At 63.7% G+C, this 19053-nt stretch carries 14 protein-coding genes; 13 read left to right on the forward strand and 1 reads right to left on the reverse strand.

The genetic code is table 11. From position 1 onward, the window contains the following. The first annotated feature begins 81 nt into the window (after window positions 1-81). The 13 genes from tagH (at window position 82) to ACLD1Y_RS00785 (ending at window position 17475) form a co-directional block, all read left to right on the forward strand. Window positions 82-1386: a type VI secretion system-associated FHA domain protein TagH gene (tagH, locus tag ACLD1Y_RS00725; protein ID WP_429474587.1), complete on the forward strand. Its 1305-nt coding sequence runs from the start codon at window positions 82-84 to the stop codon at window positions 1384-1386. A 51-nt stretch (window positions 1387-1437) separates the two neighbouring features. After that, a complete protein-coding gene (tssJ, locus tag ACLD1Y_RS00730) occupies window positions 1438-1947 on the forward strand; it encodes a type VI secretion system lipoprotein TssJ (protein ID WP_429474589.1) in 510 nt (169 codons plus the stop codon). A gap of 18 nt (window positions 1948-1965) precedes the next feature. After that, window positions 1966-3300 (forward strand): type VI secretion system baseplate subunit TssK, encoded by a 1335-nt coding sequence (gene tssK / locus ACLD1Y_RS00735; protein WP_429474591.1) that lies wholly within the window; start codon window positions 1966-1968, stop codon window positions 3298-3300. Between the two features lie 6 nt (window positions 3301-3306). Continuing rightward, window positions 3307-4596 (forward strand): DotU family type VI secretion system protein, encoded by a 1290-nt coding sequence (locus ACLD1Y_RS00740; protein WP_429474593.1) that lies wholly within the window; start codon window positions 3307-3309, stop codon window positions 4594-4596. Further along, entirely contained in the window at window positions 4593-8093 is a 3501-nt protein-coding gene (gene tssM / locus ACLD1Y_RS00745) for a type VI secretion system membrane subunit TssM (RefSeq protein ID WP_429474595.1), read from the forward strand. Before ACLD1Y_RS00740 ends, tssM begins: the two co-directional genes overlap by 4 nt. After that, window positions 8090-8710, forward strand: a complete 621-nt coding sequence (tagF, locus tag ACLD1Y_RS00750) for a type VI secretion system-associated protein TagF (RefSeq protein ID WP_429474597.1) — start codon at window positions 8090-8092, stop codon at window positions 8708-8710. Before tssM ends, tagF begins: the two co-directional genes overlap by 4 nt. Further along, on the forward strand, window positions 8711-9430 hold the full coding sequence (locus ACLD1Y_RS00755; RefSeq protein WP_429474599.1) for a PP2C family protein-serine/threonine phosphatase: 720 nt from the start codon (window positions 8711-8713) through the stop codon (window positions 9428-9430). Next, window positions 9427-12384 (forward strand): serine/threonine-protein kinase, encoded by a 2958-nt coding sequence (locus ACLD1Y_RS00760; RefSeq protein ID WP_429474601.1) that lies wholly within the window; start codon window positions 9427-9429, stop codon window positions 12382-12384. The genes ACLD1Y_RS00755 and ACLD1Y_RS00760 overlap by 4 nt, the downstream gene beginning before the upstream one ends. Continuing rightward, window positions 12384-13088, forward strand: a complete 705-nt coding sequence (locus ACLD1Y_RS00765; RefSeq protein WP_429475350.1) for an ABC transporter ATP-binding protein — start codon at window positions 12384-12386, stop codon at window positions 13086-13088. The genes ACLD1Y_RS00760 and ACLD1Y_RS00765 overlap by 1 nt, the downstream gene beginning before the upstream one ends. Beyond that, the gene (locus ACLD1Y_RS00770; RefSeq protein WP_429474603.1) at window positions 13088-14272 is read left to right on the forward strand and encodes an ABC transporter permease; all 1185 of its coding nucleotides are present in this window, start codon (window positions 13088-13090) and stop codon (window positions 14270-14272) included. The genes ACLD1Y_RS00765 and ACLD1Y_RS00770 overlap by 1 nt, the downstream gene beginning before the upstream one ends. Beyond that, complete coding sequence (locus tag ACLD1Y_RS00775; protein WP_429474605.1) at window positions 14265-15974, forward strand: SUMF1/EgtB/PvdO family nonheme iron enzyme; 1710 nt, start codon at window positions 14265-14267, stop codon at window positions 15972-15974. Before ACLD1Y_RS00770 ends, ACLD1Y_RS00775 begins: the two co-directional genes overlap by 8 nt. An 84-nt stretch (window positions 15975-16058) precedes the next feature. Then, window positions 16059-16982, forward strand: coding sequence for a type VI secretion system-associated lipoprotein TagQ (gene tagQ, locus ACLD1Y_RS00780; protein ID WP_429474607.1), 924 nt, complete (start codon window positions 16059-16061; stop codon window positions 16980-16982). Between the two features lie 124 nt (window positions 16983-17106). Further along, window positions 17107-17475 carry a helicase gene (locus tag ACLD1Y_RS00785; protein ID WP_429474609.1) on the forward strand — a complete coding sequence of 123 codons (369 nt, stop codon included), beginning with the start codon at window positions 17107-17109 and terminating at the stop codon, window positions 17473-17475. 136 nt (window positions 17476-17611) lie between these two features. On the opposite strand, the gene ACLD1Y_RS00790 is transcribed toward ACLD1Y_RS00785, so the two are convergent. Beyond that, on the reverse strand, window positions 17612-19012 hold the full coding sequence (locus ACLD1Y_RS00790; protein WP_429474611.1) for an HDOD domain-containing protein: 1401 nt from the start codon (window positions 19010-19012) through the stop codon (window positions 17612-17614). Window positions 19013-19053 lie beyond the last annotated feature (41 nt).

A 19053-nucleotide genomic window follows, 5' to 3' on the forward strand; every position in this document is an offset into this window, starting at 1 on the left:
GGTTGCATGACCGGATGGGGATCTCCCGGGAGCCGTTGTCCTGGGAATCTACCGCGCGCGAAGTATCAGCAAGGAGGCAAGATGTCGCTGTGTTTGACTATCACTAGTTATCACAAGATTACCCCTGGGCAATGCCCCGAAAAGTCCATGAATCAGGGCGCGATGGCGATTGGCCGCAGTTCTGATAATGACTGGGTATTGCCTGACCCAGAGCGCCTGGTGTCCTCGCAACATTGCGTTATTCAATACAAAGACGGTCGTTATTATTTAACCGATAACAGCACCAACGGTGTGGAGTTGGTTAAAGCCGGTATTCGCATGCGCCGGGGAAACAGCGAGCTATTGCAAGATGGCGAGTTGATCCGCATCGGCGACTACGAGATTCAGGCGCGTATCGACTTCAACGTGCAGGCCGTCGACAGCCAATCTTTTGCTGGCGACTCACCCAACAGCTTTGAAGCGCTGATGGGGGCCGTAGCCAGCCCGCAGACGCCCACGCCTGCGATCGCGCCGCAGTTCCAGGGTGCCTCGTCGATGGACACCCTGCCGGACCTGTTCGACTTCCTCAGCCCTGCCGCCGTGCCACCGCCCACCGTGGCCGATCATGTGCCGGCCGAGCAGCATGACTTCCGCCCGCCGACCCCGGTTGCGGTCGAAAAGCCGGTGGTGTCGGGCGCGGTGATTCCCGAGGATTGGGACCTGTTTGGCGACGCGCCAGCCGCCGTTGCGCCGCCGCCAGCCCCCATCATCCAGCCGCCACCTGTGGTTGAGCCTGTGCTCCCCGTGGCAAACAGCCAACAGCCGGACTTGCTGCAAGCCTTCCTGCGCGGCGCCGGGCTGGATCAACTGAGCCTGGACAAGGCCCAGGCTGAGGCGCAGATGGAAAACATCGGCCGCAGCTATCGCCTTATGGTCGAAGGCCTGATCGACGTGCTGCGCGCCCGTGCCAGCCTCAAGGGTGAGTTCCGTATGCAGCAGACGATGATCCAGCCTGCTGAAAACAATCCGTTGAAATTCGCCCCCAATGCTGACGAAGCGTTACTGCTGTTGCTTCGTCATGGCAACCAAGCGTTTATGGCACCCGACGCGGCCGTGCGTGACAGTTTCAACGATTTGCGCGCCCACCAACTGGCGGTAATGGCCGGGGTGGAAGCCGCCATAAAACACTTGCTCACGCGCTTCGAACCAGCGCAGTTGGAAGAGCGCATGGGCAAGCCGGGTGGGCTGTCGAGCTTGTTCAACGGTTCGCGCCAGGCCCAGTACTGGCAGCAGTTCACCGAGCTCTACAGCAATATTTCCCGTGAGGCCCAGGAAGACTTCCAGGACCTGTTTGGCCGCGAATTCAGCCGGGCCTACGAAGACCACAGCGCCCGGCAGCGGCGCTGACCCGCAACACATGGATTAACGGATAGCTAAATACGTCATTGAGGACGCAGGATGATTCCCAGGTTTTTACTCGCAGTTGCCACACTGCTTCTGCTGGCGGCGTGTGCCAGTGACCCGGCCAAACCCGAAGCGGTGGCTGAGGCCGAAGCAGACACTGCCGCCATTGAGCTGCACTTTCACGCCATCGACGGGCTTAACCCCGGCGCCAATGGCCAGGCCGCCCCGGTGCGGGTGCGCATTTTCGAGCTGAAAAACGCCGCCACCTTTTCCCGTTCCGATTACTTCTCCCTGGCTGACCGCGCCCAATCCACCCTGGGCCTGGACCTGCTGGACCAGGATGAAGTGGTGGTGCACCCCGGCCAGCAACTGAGCATCCAGCGCGACCTCGACCCGTCCACCCGTCAGATCGGGCTGTTAGTCGGCTACCGAGAATTGGACCGCGCCCAATGGCGCACGGTCGTGACCGTACCGCCGCGCCAATACACCGAATACCAGATCAGCCTCGATGTGCGTGCCGTGCGCGCCGACGTCGTGGCTCCCCCATCCAGCCCTGCCCAATAAGAAGCAATCGGAGCCCCCATGTCCTGGAACAATCGCGTGGTCTGGTCGGAAGGCATGTTCATTGGAACGCAGCACTTCCAGCAGCATGACCGTTACCTGGAAAACCTGATCGACGCCCGCAGCCGCCCATTGTCCGCAGGCGCCTGGGGGTTCTCCGAGTTACTGATCGACCAGGGCCTGCTGGCCCAGGGCAAGCTGGCGATTGTGTCGGCGCGCGGCCTGTTGCCCGATGGCACACCGTTCAACATTCCCCAGGATGACCTGGCACCGAGCCCGCTGAATATCGACGACCACCTGCGCGACGGCCTGGTGTACCTGGCTTTGCCGCTCAAACGCGCGGGCGCCCGTGACACCGTGGACGAGGGCGAAGCCCTGGAAGCGGCGCGCTACGTGAGCCAGGTGCGCGAAGTGCGCGACGACAACGCCCCTTTCGAAAACCGTGCACCGGTGGCCGTGGGCTCCCGTGCCCTGCGCCTGTTGACCGCGCAAGACGGTATCAGCGATTACGCCGCCATCGGCCTGGTGCGCATCAAGGAAAAACGCGCCGACCGCGCCTTGGTGCTCGACGACTCCTACATCCCGCCGGTACTGGACGTGGCTGCGAGCAAACCGCTGACGGCGTTTCGCAGTGAACTGCTGGGCCTGCTGCACCAGCGTGGTGAAGCCCTGGCCGGGCGTGTGGTTGCCTCGGGTGCCGGTGGCGCGTCGGAGTTTGCCGACTTCCTGTTGCTGCAACTGGTCAACCGCGCCCAACCGCTGATCCAGCATTTGAGCCAACTGAGCCCGCTGCACCCGGAGCGTTTTTTCAGTGAACTGGTGAGCCTGGCCGGTGAGTTTTCGACCTTTTCCACCTCGGGCCGCCGCCCCCAGGAATACCCGCAATACCAGCACGACGAACTGGCCCTGAGCTTCGCCCCGGTGATGGCGGCACTGCGCGAAGCGTTGTCGATGCTGATCGACAGCAAAGCCACACCGATCCCGATTGTGGAGAAGGCCTACGGCATCCACGTGGCGATGCTGGCCGACAAGACCTTGCTCGACAACGCCAGCTTCATCCTGGTGGTGCGCGCCGACGTGCCCGGCGAAACCCTGCGTGCACGCTTCGGCCAGCAGAGCAAGGTGGGCTCGGTGGAGCACATCCGCGACATGGTCAACCTGCAACTGCCGGGTATTACCTTGCAGCCATTGCCGGTGGCGCCACGCCAGATTCCGTTCCACGTCGGCTCCACCTACTACGAGCTGGATCGGGGCAGTGAGCACTGGCAGCAGTTGCAGAACTCCGGCGGTTTCGCCTTCCACATCGCCGGGCAGTTCCCGGGTTTGAACCTGGCCTTCTGGGCGATCCGAGGATAATCCGCGATGCATCCCAATGATGACGACCGCACCCAGTTCATGCCGCGCCCAGGTGGCCGAGAGCCTGCGCCGGTGCGTGCCGAACCTGCGCCTTTGTCGGTGCCGGCCGCGCCGATGCTCACCGGCAAAAGCCAGGGTCTCAACCCGCTGGAAAGCGCCGCCGGCCCGCTGCTGGCCCTGCTGACGCGCCTGCGCAACACCATCGCCCACCCGGCGCCGGCCAGCCTGCGCGCGCAGTTGCTGGCCTACCTGCGCCAGTTCGAAGAGCGCGCCGAAGCCGCCAACATCCCGCGCAACGAAGTGCTGTTGGCCCGCTACGCACTGTGCACCGCCCTCGATGAAGCCGTGCTGAGCACGCCGTGGGGCAGCACCAGTGATTGGGGCAAACAGAGCCTGCTGATCACCGTGCACAACGAAGCCTGGGGCGGCGAAAAAGTCTTCCAGTTGCTCGACCATTGCCTGCAAAGCCCACGGGAACGCCTGTACCTGCTGGAGTTGCTGTACCTGTGCATGTGCCTGGGTTTTGAAGGCCGCTACCGCGTGATGAATGACGGGCGCAGCCAGTTGGAAGCGTTGCGCGAGCGTACCGCAGCGGCGATTCGCAGTGCCCGTGGCGAACACGAGCGCGAGCTGTCGCCGCATTGGCGTGGCGTGACCGTGGCGCGGGATCGCCTGGCGCAATTCATGCCGCCGTGGATCGCCGTGGCCATTGGCGTGGCGCTGTTGCTGGCGCTGCTGTTTGGCTTGCGCCTCAAGCTGGCCTCGGATGCCGAGCCGGTATTCAAGAACATCCATGCATTGGGCGAGATCCCGGTGCAGGCCATCGACCGTCCGGTGGCGCAGCCCAGAGTGATTGAGCGCCCGCGCCTGGCGGGCTTCTTGGCGGAAGACATCAAGGCTGGTCGCGTGGCCGTCGAGGATGCGGTGGACCGTTCGGTCGTGACCATCCGTGGCGATGAGCTGTTCGCCTCCGCCAGCTCCAGCATCGTCGATGACTACCAGCCACTGATGCTGCGCATTGCCGACGCGATTCGCAAAGTGAAGGGCCAGGTGCGCGTCACCGGGCACAGCGACAACCGCCCGATTGCCACGCTGCGCTTCCCGTCCAACTGGGCGTTGTCCGAAGCGCGGGCCAAGTCGGTGCTGGAGATTCTCGCGGCCAAGACCGGCCAGGCCGAGCGCTTCAGTGCCGAAGGGCGCAGTGACACCGAGCCGGTGGCCACCAACAGCACAGCCGAAGGCCGCGCCCGCAATCGTCGGGTAGAAATCACCGTATTGGCGGAGGGCGTCGAGTGAAGGCGTTTTTCAGTTTCATGATTCGCTGGGTGATCCCGGTGCTGGGCCTGATCGCCCTGAGCCTGATCATCTGGTTTGTCGGGCCGTTGCTCGACGTGCTGGTGCCGGAAGGGCGCCGCTGGGCGCTGATCATTCTGGTGTTTGCGCTGTGGCTCGCCTACCGCGTGTTGCGCATCATCCAGGCCCGCCGTCAGGCCGCCGAAGTGATGCGCAGCCTGGCCGCCGAAACCCCCGCCGACCCCAACAGCGTGGCCACCGCCGAAGAACTCACCACCCTGCGCCAGCGCATGGATGAGGCCTTGGCGTTGCTGAAAAAGGCCAAGCTCGGCGGCGATGAGCGCCGCAACCTGTATGAGCTGCCGTGGTACGTGATCATCGGCCCGCCGGGTTCGGGCAAGACCACCGCACTGGTCAATTCCGGCCTGCACTTCCCGCTGGCCGCCCAGTTGGGCGCTGGTGCCGTGCGTGGCGTCGGCGGTACGCGCAACTGCGATTGGTGGTTCACCGATCAAGCCGTATTGCTCGACACGGCCGGGCGCTACACCACCCAGGACAGCAACTCCACGGTGGATAAAGCCGCGTGGCTGGGCTTTCTCGACCTGCTGAAAAAGCAGCGTTCGCGCCGCCCCATCGATGGTGCGTTCATTGCCATCAGCCTGTCGGACCTGCTGCTCGGTACGGATGCCGAGCGCGCCGCCCACGCCGCTGCGATCCGCCTGCGTATCCAGGAGCTGTACACCCAACTGGGCGTGCGTTTCCCGATCTACCTGATGCTCACCAAGCTCGACCTGGTGCCGGGCTTCATGGAGTTCTTCGACAACCTGAGCAAAGAAGAGCGCGCCCAGGTGTGGGGCATGACCTTCGCCCTGGACGACGGCAAAAACAGCGACAGCCCGCTGGCCCACCTGCAAAGCGAATTCGCAGGCCTGGAACAGCGCCTCAACGAACGCTTGGTGGAGCGCCTGCAACAAGAACGCGACCCGGCGCGGCGCGACCTGATCTACGGCTTCCCGCAGCAGTTCGGCGCGTTGAAAGACTGCCTGCAAAGCTTCCTTGAGGGCGTGTTCAAACCCAATGCCTTCGAGGAGCGTGTGTTGCTGCGCGGTGTGTACTTCACCAGCGGCACCCAGGAAGGCAGCCCGATTGACCGCCTGATCGGCGCGATGGCCCAGAGCATGAACCTGGACCGCCAGCACCTGGCGCGCCAGAGCGGCACCGGGCGCAGCTATTTCATCGAAAAACTGTTCACCGCCGTGGCGTTTGCCGAACGTGGATTGGTGGGGGTGAACCCCAAGGTCGAACGTCGACGCAAATGGATCGCACGCGGTGTACTCGCCGCTACCGTGGCGACAGTGGTGGTGGTCAGCGGCTTGTGGTGGGTGAGCTACCGCGCCAACCAGGCCTACATCGCCCAGGTCGACCAAAAGGTCGCGCCGCTGGGCCAGAGCGTGCAGAACTTGAGCCCGGCCCAGCGCGACATCCTCGCCGTGCTGCCGCTGCTCAACGCGGTGAAAAACCTGGCGGGGGATTCGCCGAGCTGGTCCGAAGGCTTGGGGTTGTACCAGGGCGATATGCTTGAAGCCGAGTCCGCCAGCGTCTACCGCAAGCTGCTGATCGCCGTGTTCGCGCCGCGTTTGGTCACGCGCATCGAAGAGCAACTGCACGGCGGCGGCAACTCCGACTTCCTCTACGAAGGCCTCAAGGCTTACTTGATGCTGGCTGACGCCGAGCACTACGACCCGGACTTCATCAAGGCCTGGATTGCTCTCGACTGGGACCGCAACCTGCCCCGCGACTTGCCGGCCGATCAGCGCCAGGCCTTGGCCGGGCACTTGCAGGCGTTGTTCGAACGCCACCCACCGAATGCGCGCCTGGACCCACGCTTGATCGACGATCTGCGCCGCCAGTTGCAGCAACTGCCGGTGGCTCAGCGCGTCTACGACCGGGTCAAGCGCCAGAAACTGCCCGAAGGCATCGCGGATTTTCGGATCAACGAAGCCGCCGGCCGCGATGCCGCGCTGGTGTTCAGTCGCAAAAGTGGCAAGCCGTTGGGTGAGCCGCTGAGTGGGTTCTTTACTGCCAAGGGCTATCGCCAAGCGTTCCTGCTGAGCAGCCTGAACCAGACCGGCACCCTGGCCGAAGAGCAATGGGTATTGGGCCACGAGCAAGCCGACCAGCAGAACGTGGTGAGCCTGGCTGCCGATGTGCGCCGCTTGTATTTCCAGGACTACCAGCGCCAGTGGGATGCCTTGCTCGCGGATATCGACTTTGTGCCGATCACCAGCGTGGCCCAGGCGGCCGATGTGCTGCGGGTAATTTCCGGGCCGACCTCGCCGTTGAAAAAACTGTTGGTGGCGGTGGCCAAGGAAACCGATCTGCAAGCCGAGGAACGCCAGTTGGCCGCCAAAGGTGTGCCGGTGGAAGGCGGTGTCGACAAGCTCAAGGAGCGCCTGGGCAGCTTGTTGGGGCAGGAGCAAGCGACCGCCAATACGGCGGTGGCAGCGGATGACCCAGTGACCGCACACTTTGCCGAACTCAACAGCATCGTCAGCAAAAACGAAGGCGAACCGGCGGCTATCGACGGTTTGCTGGCGGACATGAACGCGTTGTATGTGCAGGTCAGCGCCATGGTGGGTGCCAGCGGCGATGCGTTGCTGGGGGAAGCGAAGAACCAGGCAGCGGCAGCGGCCACCCGCGTCAGCCTGAATGCCGAACGCCAGCCGCCGCTGGTGCAGGGCATGGTCAAGTCAGTGGTCAACTCCACCACCAACAGCATGATGGGCGGGGTGCGCAACCAACTGAACGCAGCCTGGATGAGTGAAGTGGTCAACGTCTATCGCCAGTCGCTGGCCGGACGTTACCCCATGTCGCCGGGCAGTGCGCGAGACGCGACCCTGGATGACTTCGGCATGTTCTTCGGCGTGGGCGGGGTGATGGATAACTACTTCCGCAAATACCTGCAGCCGTACGTGGACACTTCCGCCCAGACCTGGCGCTGGCAGCCGGGGGCGGCGCAGAAGCTCGGGATTGCCCCAGGGGTGCTGCAAACCTTCCAGCGTGCCGCGAGCATTCGTGATGCGTTTTTCCGCGCCGGTGGTACCCAGCCCATCGTGCGTTTCGAGCTTAAGCCGGTGTCGATGGACCCGAGCATCACCCAGTTCTTGCTCGACCTCGACGGCCAGCAACTGAGCTACGACCACGGCCCCAGCCGCCCGGTGGCGATGCAATGGCCGAACCCCGGCAGCATTGGCGTGGTGCGAATCTCGATCATGCCGCCTGCGGCCAGCGGCCGTTCCGGCGTGACCCTGGACGGCCCGTGGGCCTGGTTCCGTCTGCTGGAGCAATCGGACCTCACCGCCGGCAACTCGCCGGACCGCTTCAACCTGCGCCTGCGGGTGGATGGGGCGAGCATCGCTTACGAGCTGCGCGCCAACAGTGCGTTCAACCCGTTCAAGAGCCGGGTACTCAGCGGTTTCAGCCTGCCGGAGCGGCTATGACGACGCTGGGTTTCTACGGCAAGTTGGCCAGTCGCGGGGATTTCGTGAGCCGCGCCTTGCCCCAGAGTTTTATCGGCCCGTGGGACAGTTGGCTGGCGGCAGGTTTGCTTGCCAGCCAGCACAGCCTCGGCGGTGAATGGCTCAACGTGTACCTGGTCAGCCCATTGTGGCGCTTTGTGTTGGCGCCCGGCGTGTGCGGGCCGGATGCCGCGGTGGGGGTGGTGATGCCGAGTATTGACCGGGTCGGTCGGTACTTTCCGCTGGCGGTGGTGGCGTTGCTGGATCACGACACCAATCCCGCCGCCCTGGTGGGCGGCCCGGACGCCTGGTTTGAACAGGCCGAAGACCTGTTGCTCAGCACCCTGGACGCGGGCGCGACTTTTGAAGGTTTCAACGCTGGCTTCGACGCGCTGGGCGTTCCGCCCTGTGAGCCGCGAGTGGCTCAAACCCTGCCCTTTGGACGCATGAGTGCCCTCGCCGAACAGGCCTGTGTCGGTGCCAGCGTGTGGTGGGGACGGGGTTCGGAGCGGGTTCGGCCTGGTTTATCACGGTGCCAGGGCCTGCCGGCCGCCGACGTTTTTGCGCAGTTTTTGCTCGGACAAGAAGGTGTGGTGTAGATGGGGGCGATGTACAAATCCGCGAGCAAAAGCCATGTGGGCATGGTGCGCCAGGTCAACGAAGACGCGTGCCTGGACCTGCCGGAAAACCGCCTGTGGGTGGTGGCCGACGGTATGGGCGGGCATGCGGCGGGGGACTACGTGAGCAGCCTGATCGTCGACAGCCTGCGCAATGTGCCGCTGGGTCGCTCCCTTGAGGAATACAGCGCAGCGCTGCGCAATGACCTGCTGCGCATCAACGCTGCCGTGCGCGAAGAAACCGCCAACCGGGGCGTGACCCTGATGGGCAGCACCGTGGTGCTGCTGGCCGCCCGTGGCCTGCGCGGCGTGTGCCTGTGGGCCGGCGACAGTCGCCTGTACCGCCTGCGCGATGGCGTGCTGGAGCGCATCTCCCGCGACCACAGCTACGTGCAAGACCTGCAAGACAGCGGCCTGCTCAGCGAGGCCGACGCCCGTGTGCACCCGCGCGCCAATATCGTCACCCGCGCCATTGGCGTGGAAGCCCAGCTTGAGTTGTCGGCGGTCGACCTGCTGATCGCCCCTGGCGACAGCTACCTGCTGTGCAGCGATGGCCTGAACAAGACCGTCGAAGACCATGAGATCCGCGACGTGCTCAGCCACGACGCGCCGGACGAAATCGTCCGCAGCCTGGTGCACCTGGGGCTTAACCGGGGTGCGCCGGACAACATCACCACTATCGTCGTGAAGGTCTCGGCATGAACATCCAGATTCCTGGCTACGACATCGAAGGCGAGATCGGCGAAGGCGCCATGGCCAGTGTGTATCTGGCGACCCAGCGGTCGCTGGAGCGCAAGGTAGCGTTGAAGGTGATGGCGGCGGCGCTGGCGGCTGACCCAACCTTTTGCGAACGGTTTTTGCGCGAGGGCAAGACCCTGGCGCGTTTGTCCCACCCGCACACGGTGACCATCCATGACATCGGCAATGTCGGTGAGCTGTATTACATGGCCATGGAGTACCTGCCCAACGGCACGCTCAAGGAGCGTATCGCCGCAGGCATGACGCCAGAGCAGGGGGTGACGCTGATCCGCCAGATCGCTTCGGCGCTGGGTTACGCCCACGCTCAGGGCTTGGTGCACCGCGACGTCAAACCGGCGAACATCCTGTTCCGTGCCGATGGGACGGCGGTGTTGTCGGACTTCGGTATCGCCAAGTCCCTGGACGACCGCACCCAATTCACCCAGGCCGGTTTTGCCGTGGGCACGCCGAGCTATATGAGCCCGGAACAGGCGCGGGGCCAGGAGATCGACGGCCGCGCCGACCTGTATGCGCTGGGCGTGGTGCTCTACGAAATCCTGGTCGGCAAGCTGCCCTACAGCGGCACCGATGCGCTGTCCACGGCGCTGGCGCACCTGACCGAACCGCTGCCGGAATTGCCGGTGCACCACGGTCGTTACCAGCAGGTGTTGCGCAAGCTGTTGGCCAAGGACCCGGCCGAGCGTTACCCGGACGCAGCGGCGTTGCTGCGGGCGCTGGATGAGTTGCCGGTGTACTCGTCAGAAGCCACGCTGGTACGGCCGTTGCCGATACCGTTGAGTTTTGATCTGGGGGGGATTACCCCGGAGTCCATCGAGATTCCCACCGATAAACCCCAGCCGGTGCGCCAACCGGTGGTGCCGCCGACTCAGCACAGCGAGCAACGTCGCGGCCCGGTGTTGGCGCTGGCGGGCATTGCGGTGGCGGTTGCCTTGGCCATTGGCGGCGCCAGTTATTGGTGGTTGAGCGGTAGCGATGAGCCTGTGGCTAAGCCGCCCGTTGCCGTTGTTCCTACAGAGGTGCCAGCGGTTGCCGAAGTGGACGGCGGCCAGCGACCGTTGCTGATGGCGGGCAAGAAAACCTTGTTCCAGCGCGTCCTCAGCAAGCCGGGAGCGAAGCTTTCTTCTGATGCAGGCAGTGCGCCGGGCAAGGCATTGCCGGCGTTCTCCGTGCTCTACGTGTACCAGCGCAAAGACATCGACGGCAGCCCGTGGGTGCGCGTCGGCACCGCCACCGATGGCCGCAGCGACGGCTGGCTGCCCGCATCCCAGGTCAGCGACTGGAAGCAGAGCCTGGTGCTCAAATTCACCGAGCGTTCGGGCCGCGCGCCCGTGATGTTCCTGCGCCAACCCAGCGAAGTGGAAAAACTGCTCGCCGACCCAGCTGCCGCCAAAGGTGTATTGGCCAAGGCGCAGAAAAACAGCGACGACAATAGTCAGATCCTGGCCCTGGAACCCACCGCCAGCGCAGTGCCGCAAAACCAGTTCTACCTGCTGCCGATCTTCGATTCCAAAGAGAGCTTCGACGAAAACGGCACGCCGGTGCAGTTGCTCAATGTGGCGTCCATCGACCCTGGCACCAGCGCCGTGGCGAAACCTGCGACGCCTGTGCTCAATGCCAACGCCGATGCCTTCCGCACGGCGGTGGTGCTGGTGGTGGACACCACGGTGTCGATGCAGCCCTATATCGACCAGATCCGCGACGTGGTGCACGAGCTGCAAACCCGCATCGCCGAGCGTGGCGAGTTGGACAGCGTCAGCTTCGGCATGGTGGGTTTTCGCAGCAGCACCCAGAAGACGCCGGGGCTGGAATACGTGTCCAAAACCCTGATCACCTTGGATCAAGGCCGCGACCCGCAACGCTTCCTCGACCTGGCGCGCCAGGTCAAGGCGTCCACCGTGTCCAGCCATTCCTTCAACGAAGATGCGTTCGCCGGGGTGATGCAGGCGGTGGATGGCATGGACTGGTCTGGCTACGGTGGGCGCATCATCCTACTGGTCACCGACGCCGGTGCCCTGCGCAAGAACGACCCGTTCGCCGCCACCCAAATGAACGAAGCCGAAGTGCGCCAGGCTGCGCTGGGCAAGCAGATCAAGATCTACGCCCTGCACCTGCGTACCGACGCCGGCAAGAAGACCCACGCCGGTGCTGAAAGCCAATACCGCATCCTTACTGCCGACGCCAACCCGCAGATCGGCGATCTCTACACGCCGGTGCCCGGTGGTGATGTACGCAAGCTGGGCGAGCGGGTGGATGAGATCGGCACAGTGTTCGCCAACCTTGTGCACCAAGTGCGCAGCAACACGCCGCAGCCGGTGCCATTGCTCAATAGCGCACCGAGCCTGGCGGACAAATCCGCAGCGGTCGGCTACGCCATGCACATGGACTTCCTGGGGCGCAAAGCCGCGAGCCAGGCGCCGCAACTGGTCAGCGCCTGGACCGCTGACCGCGACCTTACCAACCCGGCGCTGCCGGCGTTTCAGGTGTGCGTGATGCTCACCAAGTTGCAGCTCAACGACTTGCAGCAGTCGCTGAAACTGATCGTCGATGCGGCGCGCAAAACCCAGACCTCGCCCAAGGATTTTTTCCAGGAAATCGCCAGCGCCTCGGCCTACATGAGCCGCGACCCGCAAGCCCTACGCAAAGGCGGCAACCTGGCCGATGGCGGCATCCTCGGCGAGTACCTGGAAGGCCTGCCGTACCGCAGCAAGTCGTTGAACATGACCCAGGACTTGTGGCTGTCGTTGAGCGTGGCCGAGCAGGAAGACTTTATCGACGAGCTGGATTCGAAAATCCGCCTCTATGAAACCTTCCACAATGATGTGGCCAACTGGGTCCGTTTCGGCGCTGCCGAACCGGGTGATGCGTTGTACCGCGTGCCGTTGTCGACGCTGCCGTGATGCTGAACCTGAGCGCAGTGCACAAGAGCCGGGGTGTCGGTAGCCAGCGCTATAGCCTGGTGATTCCGGCGTTGGCGCTGCGGGCGGGTGAGCAGGTGGCGATTGTCGGGCCCAGCGGCTGCGGCAAAAGCACCTTGCTGGATTTGCTGGCGCTGGTGTTGGCGCCGGATTCGGTGGGCCAGTTCGATTTCAATCAGGTCGATATCGGCGCGCTGTGGCGGGCTGATCGGCAAACCACCCTGGCCCAATTGCGCAGCCAGCATTTGGGCTATGTGCTGCAAACCGGTGGGCTGCTGGGCTTTCTCGATGTGCGCGGCAATATCGCGCTGTCCCGGCAACTGCTGGGCTTGAAGGACGATGGCAGCGTGATGCGCTTGGCTGAGCAGTTGGAAATCAGCGATCAGTTGGCGAAGAAACCGGCGGCATTGTCGGTGGGCCAGCGCCAGCGCGTCAGTTGTGCCCGCGCCTTGGCCCATGCGCCGCAATTGGTGCTGGCCGATGAGCCGACGGCATCCCTCGATCCGCTGAACGCCGAGCGCGTGATGCAGGCGCTGCTGGCTCAGGCCCGCGAGCACCGTGCGGCCTGCGTGATCGCCACCCATGACGAACCCCTGGCCCGCGCCAGTGGCTTGCAGGTGCGGCGCATCCGTTGCCGTCGCGATACCGATGGCGGCGTCACCGCCACCCTCGGGGAGGCGTGCTGATGCGCCTGGGTCTGGTGGCTTCGCTGGCGTGGCAGGACTATCGCAACGACGCCTGGCTGTCGACCTGTTCGGTGTTGGCGCTGGTGGCAGTGATCGCGCCGTTACTGGTGTTATTCGGCCTGAAATTTGGACTGGTTAGCAGTTTGACCGAACGTTTGGAGACCGACCCCGCGACCCGTGAAATTATTCCGCTGGGCGGTGGTCGATTTAGCAGCGCGTTTATCCAGCAGCTTGGCGAGCGCGCGGATGTGGCGTTTGCAGTGCCGCGTACACGCCAGATTGCTGCGACGGCGCAGGTCGGCGCGCTAACCCTGGAGATGCTGCCCACCGCACCGCGTGACCCGTTGCTCGATGGTTTGCCGATGCCCAAGGGCCTCGACCAGATCGTGCTCAGCCACACCGCCGCCGAAAAGCTCGCGGCCCGGCCCGGCGATTGGTTGCAAACCAGCTTTGCACGGCAAGTGGCGGGGCGCGTAGAGGCTCAGCACACGCGTTTGCAAGTGCTGGCGGTGTTGCCGCTGGAAGCATTCGCCCGTGACGGCTTGTTTGCCGATTTGGGCCTGCTGGAAGCGGCGGAAGATTATCGCGACGGCCGCGCCGTGCTGGCGTTGGGCTGGGAAGGTGAGGCGGTGGGCGTGAGCGAGCAGCGGGTGTATCCGGCGTTTCGCTTGTACGCCCGCAACCTTAGCGATGTGGAGCCGCTGCGGTTGTTGTTCGCCGCGCAGAACCTGTTGGTCTCGACCCAGGCCCAGGCCATTGCCCAGGTACAGTCGTTGAGCCGCAACCTGTCGATCGTGTTCTGGGTGATCGCCGGGCTGGCACTGGCGGGGGCGTTTGCGGCGATCTTTGCCGGAGCGTTGGCGGCGGTGGCGCGCAAGCGTCGGGAATTGTCGGTGTTGCGCCTGTTGGGGTTTTCTACCGGTGGGCTGTTGCTGTTTGTGGTGATGCAGGCGCTGTACAGCGCAGGGTTTGCCGCCGTCCTCAGTGCTGGCTTGTATGGGGTGGCCGAGGCGGGTTTGAATCAACTTTTTGTGCAGGTGCCGGGCGAGTACGCCAGCCACCTGCTGGCGCGCCATTACGGCCTGGCCCTGGTTGCAGTCATGGGCGTGAGCGCCGTGGCGGCGGCCTGTGGCGGTTGGCGAGTGGCGCGTATCCAGGCTTCTGAAGGAATCAGAGATGTATAAGTTACTGAGCGCCTGTGTGGTGCTGAGCCTGGCCTCGATGGCGTGGGCCGATGAGGCGAGCGACAAACTCGACAACCCCAAACCGTTGGAAGGTGACGTGAGCCTGCCGCTGCCGTGCGATGGCAACATGGTGTTCCGCTACGCCTACGTGCTGGCCCAAGGCACCCTGGATGACCGCGAGATCAGCCTCGGCTACCCCTTTGCCGAAGGCGAGGCGGGTTATCAGCAGTCGTTTATTTCTGGCTACCGCCGCGACTTTATCAACGGCCAGTTCACCCTCAAGGACTTGCCCAAAGACTGGAACAAAGTCATCGCGCCGCTGATGCCGAAGACCGACGCCAAGACCCCGCTCAAGCCCATGCTGTACTTCATCGGCAAGTACGAAGTGACCGCCCGCCAGTATGCCCAGGTGATGTCCCAGGCCCAGTCCCTGGCCAGCGGCGAACCTGCCCCGGCCTGTGATGTGCCCACCGGCATGCCTGGGCGTTTGCCCAAGGTGAAACTGTCGCGCTTTGAAGCCGAACGGTTCTCGGCGGTGTACAGCGCCTGGTTGATGAAATACCACCGCGACCTGCTGCCGGTGAGCGGGCGTGGTTCGTCGGCCGACGATGGCGGCCTCGGCTTTGTGCGCTTGCCCACCGAAGTGGAGTGGGAATTCGCTGCACGCGGTGGCCAGGCGGTGAGCCGTCAGGACCTGGAAGGGCGGCTGTTCCCGCGCCGTGTCGAAGGCAGCGACAGCGATGGCCCGCTGGGGGATTACGCGGTGTTCAACCAGGTCGCCGGAGGGACGGGCCAGGCTGCGCGGCTGATGCCTATCGGCACCAAGTTGCCCAACCCCATCGGGATGTTTGACGTGATTGGCAACGCCGCCGAAATGGTCCAGGAATCCTTCCAACTGGTGCACGCCGGGCGCCGCCAAGGCACCTACGGCGGCTTTGTGGTCAAGGGCGGCAACTACCTAGAAGGCGAGGGCACGCTGTTTACCGGCATGCGCCGCGAGTACCCGCTGTTCGCCGCCGATGGCACCGAACAAAGCAACGAGACCACCGGTTTTCGCGTGGCGATTGGTGCGCTGTCGGCGCCGCGTTCGCGCTACAAGGAGTTGTTCGCCCAGTGGCAGAAAGAAGGCCGCCTGGCCGCGCTGACCGATGCCATCGACGACGCCCAGGACCCGACCAAGCGCCTGGACAGCATCATCGCCGCCAGTGCCGACCCCAAGCTGCAAGCCGAGTTGGGGCTGGTCAACGAAGAGCTCAAGCGCAACGTTTCGCTGATCGCCCAGCAACGCGAAGAAGCGGCGGGCAACCTGATCCAGTCGGCCGCGTTGGTGGCCGAGACCATCAGCAACTACAACATCCGCCTGGCCAACCTGCAGAAGAGTCGCCAGCAGGCCAAGGACAACAAGGACGAGGCCAGCGCGCAGCTGTTTGACATGGCCATCGCCAATGGCCGCAGCGCCCTCGATGGCGCGGTGGCGATCTATATCGACAACCTGGCCACCGGCACGCGTTACACCGACGCGGTGATCCAGGCGCAGTTTCAACGCATCAAGGAAGAGTTGGATCGCAAGCCCGTGCTCGGCAAGAGCCTGGTGACGCGCGCGACACTGTTCGTCCGCCATGTCGGCAACTACCGCAAACAACAGCGGGCCGACCCGGCGACGATCTTGAAGGAATTGCTCGCAGCGAGCGGTCAGCGATGAGCGCTGGCTGTATGGCGAGCTTGGAAGGGACTCAGGCGGCGGTGGGCCGTGCTGGGCAAGTCAAACTAAACAGAGAACAGACCTATGCTTTTTTCCCGTAAGACGGTTTCCAAGCGTCACTTGTTGTTGATCGCCGCAGGCTTCAGCACCGTGCTGACCGGTTGCGCCACGTCGCCGACCTCCAAGGTCGCGTCGAGCACCAAGGTCGAGTACTACCCCAACTGCTACGAGCCGGTGCAGCACCTGCGTGCCACTGACTCGGACATGACCAAATCGGTCGTGACCGGTGCCGCCATCGGCGCAGCCGGTGGTGCACTGCTGGGCGCCTTCACCGGCGACAAGGAAAAACGTGGCCGTAACGCGGCGATCGGCGCAGCCGGCGGCGCCCTGGCGGGCGGCGCGGCGGGTTATTACACCGAGCGTCAAAAGCAGATCAGCGATGACAACCAGCGCATCGCGTCGTACTCCACCGACTTCAACAAAAGCGCCTCCGACATCGACCGCAGCACCGCCTACGCCAAGGCGTCGCAGCAGTGCTACCAGAGCGCATTCACCAAGCTGGTCAATGACCGCAAGGCCAAGACCGTCAACGACACCGAAGGCCGCAAGCGCCTGGCGGAAATCGTCGCGGGCCTGAAGGAATCCAATGACCTGATCGTCGCGGTCAACGGTAAAGCCAGCGAAGACCTGAACAACTACACCCAGGCCTACGAGAAAGACCTGCAACAAGTGGGCGTGCAGCGCACCGACGTAGTGACCGTGGCCACTGCCGATACCACACCGGTGACCCCGCCGGCCAAAGGTAAGAAGGCCGTGAAACCGGCGAAGAAGCCCGTACTGCCAACTGTGCCCAAAGAAGCGGTGACCACCGAGAAGAGCATCCAGACCGTGCAGGCCAAGCAAGCTGAAAGCAAGCAGGTCGCCAGCGCCGGTAAGGCGCAGCTCGAAGGCTCGTGCCGCGATCCGAACCTGGCCGACTGGGCGCCGGTGCCTTGCCCAAACGTTTAAGTAACATGCTGCTATAAGCGTCAAACGCCAGCCGATCTTCCGCCAATGCGCAAGATCGGTGGCGTTCTTTTTGCAAATCGTTACACTGCTGCGGCCACTCAATAATTACACCGAGGCCGTGTGCATGAAATTTCGTCTTCTTCTGTGGGTGCTGGGCCTGATGATGGGCAAAGCCAGCCGCACCAACCCTGCGTTCCAGCAACAGCTGGGTGACAAAGACCTGGCGTTCCAGTTGCAGACCCTCGACGGCAAAGTCGCCCGTCATTTCATCGTCAAAGACCAACGCATTACCAGCCGTTCGGGTGCTCACCCGTCGCCTGCGTTTGTTATCGCCTTTAAAGATGCCGCCTACGGCTTCGCCACGATGCAGGCGAAGAACAAGCAACTGGCATTCATGACGGGGATTCAGGACAAGTCGATCCAGATCAAGGGCAACCCGGCGCTGGTGATTTGGTTCCAGGGGTTGACCAAGTATTTGAAGCCGAAGAAATAGAAGTAGGCTTTCAGGTAGACCGAGGTGGATTCATCGGGAGCAAGCCCCCTCCCACATTCGACCGCATTCTCATGTTGGAACTCGGTCAACTGTGGGAGCGGGCTTGCTCGCGAAAGCGGTCCAACAGGCTACAGATTCAGTTCTGACTGAACTGGGACGCCAGTTCACGCAACAACACCTCAGCATCCAACACCTTACCGACCACTTCCTCAGCCTTGTCCCGGCTCAGCCCCAAACGCTCAAGCAGCGCATCCGGAATCGCTTCATCCGGCCCGGAGCCAATGCCACGGCTGCGCAACAGGCGCACCGCCAAACACACCAGGTTCGGGTATTCAGCGTACTGACCGTCATAGGTCGGGTCGTGCTGGAAGCGCAGGGCCGTAGACAGTTCGTCCGGCATGTCCCAGTAACGCATCAACCACGCACCGATCTGCTCGCGGCTGATCCCCAGCAGGTGCTGTTCCACATAGCTGTGGCACAGGTGCGGGTTGACCTCCAGGTGACGGCAGATCAGCGAGAAGTGCGGCGGGAACACGTGGGCCAGCAGCAGGTAACCGAAGTTGTGCAGCAGGCCGGCGAGGTAGGTCAGGCCGGCTTCCGGGCGCTGGGCACGGGGCATGGCACGGGTGAGGCCTTCGATCACGGCGGCGGTGTAGATCGACTGGTGCCAGTACGGCGTGGCCTGGTGCGGGTGGTCCTTGGGCAGGCTCAAGGTCTTGCCCAGAGCCAGGCCCAAAGCCAGGTTGATCACCAGGTCAAAGCCCAGCACGCGCACGATGGCGTCTTCCACCGAGCGGATCTTGCCTGGCGAGGCGTAATACGGCGATGCAGCCCAGCTCACAACCTGGGCAGCCAGGGCCGGGTCGGTTTCCACCACGCCGGTGATGTCATCAATGGTGGCGTTGGGGTCGACCCGCAGCTTGATGATCTTCTGCGCCGTGTCGGCCAGCGGCGGGATCTCGATGGTTGCTTCCAGGCGTTGCTGGATGCGACGGGCGGTGAACGCCTGCATCGCCTGGGTGATTTCCTCGCGGTCATCGTTGGGGCGGTCGAGGTTGGGGCGGATATTGCTCAGCGGCTCGCCGAAGTGCGCGGCACTGGCTTTGGTGAGCATGGTCTTGAAGTCGGCGCTGGCGATTTCCAGCAGCAGCCCGGCTTCGCCCGAGTGCACCAGCAGGCTGGGCTCGTTGAGCAAGCTCTCCTCGTACAGGCACGGCGAGCTGGTCAGGGCCGGCAGGCCTGGCAGCAGGCTCAGCTCATGCTTATCCAGCATGCGCTTGACGCGATCCGGCGACACCGCCGTAAGGCGTCGGCCGGTGAGTTCGGCGAGGCGGTTGAGGTCGAGCAACTGGTTTTGCGGGAACAGCACCATCAGTGCGCCCACCGCATCTTCCAGCAACACGGCCTGCACCTTGCGCGCAGGGTTCAGGCCAGGGTGTTCGGCGACTTCCTTGTAGGGGATGGCGAGCTTTGCGAGCAGAGCCTGAATGACCGGCGGGACGGTCACTGGGGCTGTAGCGAGGGCAACTTCTGACATGGCCTGGTCCAATTTCGTACAATCACAGAAGTATAACCAGC

Origin of the sequence: Pseudomonas sp. 18175 (genome assembly GCF_050432925.1) — a bacterium.
GTDB lineage: Bacteria > Pseudomonadota > Gammaproteobacteria > Pseudomonadales > Pseudomonadaceae > Aquipseudomonas.

Bases quoted from the DNA above. Each gene is read 5' to 3' on its own strand.
- ACLD1Y_RS00790 (WP_429474611.1), bottom strand. From the start codon at position 19,012: ATGTCAGAAGTTGCCCTCGCTACAGCCCCAGTGACCGTCCCGCCGGTC.
- tagH (WP_429474587.1), top strand. From the start codon at position 82: ATGTCGCTGTGTTTGACTATCACTAGTTATCACAAGATTACCCCTGGG.
- ACLD1Y_RS00775 (WP_429474605.1), top strand. From the start codon at position 14,265: ATGTATAAGTTACTGAGCGCCTGTGTGGTGCTGAGCCTGGCCTCGATG.
- tagQ (WP_429474607.1), top strand. From the start codon at position 16,059: ATGCTTTTTTCCCGTAAGACGGTTTCCAAGCGTCACTTGTTGTTGATC.
- ACLD1Y_RS00770 (WP_429474603.1), top strand. From the start codon at position 13,088: ATGCGCCTGGGTCTGGTGGCTTCGCTGGCGTGGCAGGACTATCGCAAC.
- ACLD1Y_RS00740 (WP_429474593.1), top strand. From the start codon at position 3,307: ATGCATCCCAATGATGACGACCGCACCCAGTTCATGCCGCGCCCAGGT.
- ACLD1Y_RS00760 (WP_429474601.1), top strand. From the start codon at position 9,427: ATGAACATCCAGATTCCTGGCTACGACATCGAAGGCGAGATCGGCGAA.
- tssK (WP_429474591.1), top strand. From the start codon at position 1,966: ATGTCCTGGAACAATCGCGTGGTCTGGTCGGAAGGCATGTTCATTGGA.
- ACLD1Y_RS00765 (WP_429475350.1), top strand. From the start codon at position 12,384: ATGCTGAACCTGAGCGCAGTGCACAAGAGCCGGGGTGTCGGTAGCCAG.
- tssJ (WP_429474589.1), top strand. From the start codon at position 1,438: ATGATTCCCAGGTTTTTACTCGCAGTTGCCACACTGCTTCTGCTGGCG.
- ACLD1Y_RS00755 (WP_429474599.1), top strand. From the start codon at position 8,711: ATGGGGGCGATGTACAAATCCGCGAGCAAAAGCCATGTGGGCATGGTG.
- tagF (WP_429474597.1), top strand. From the start codon at position 8,090: ATGACGACGCTGGGTTTCTACGGCAAGTTGGCCAGTCGCGGGGATTTC.
- ACLD1Y_RS00785 (WP_429474609.1), top strand. From the start codon at position 17,107: ATGAAATTTCGTCTTCTTCTGTGGGTGCTGGGCCTGATGATGGGCAAA.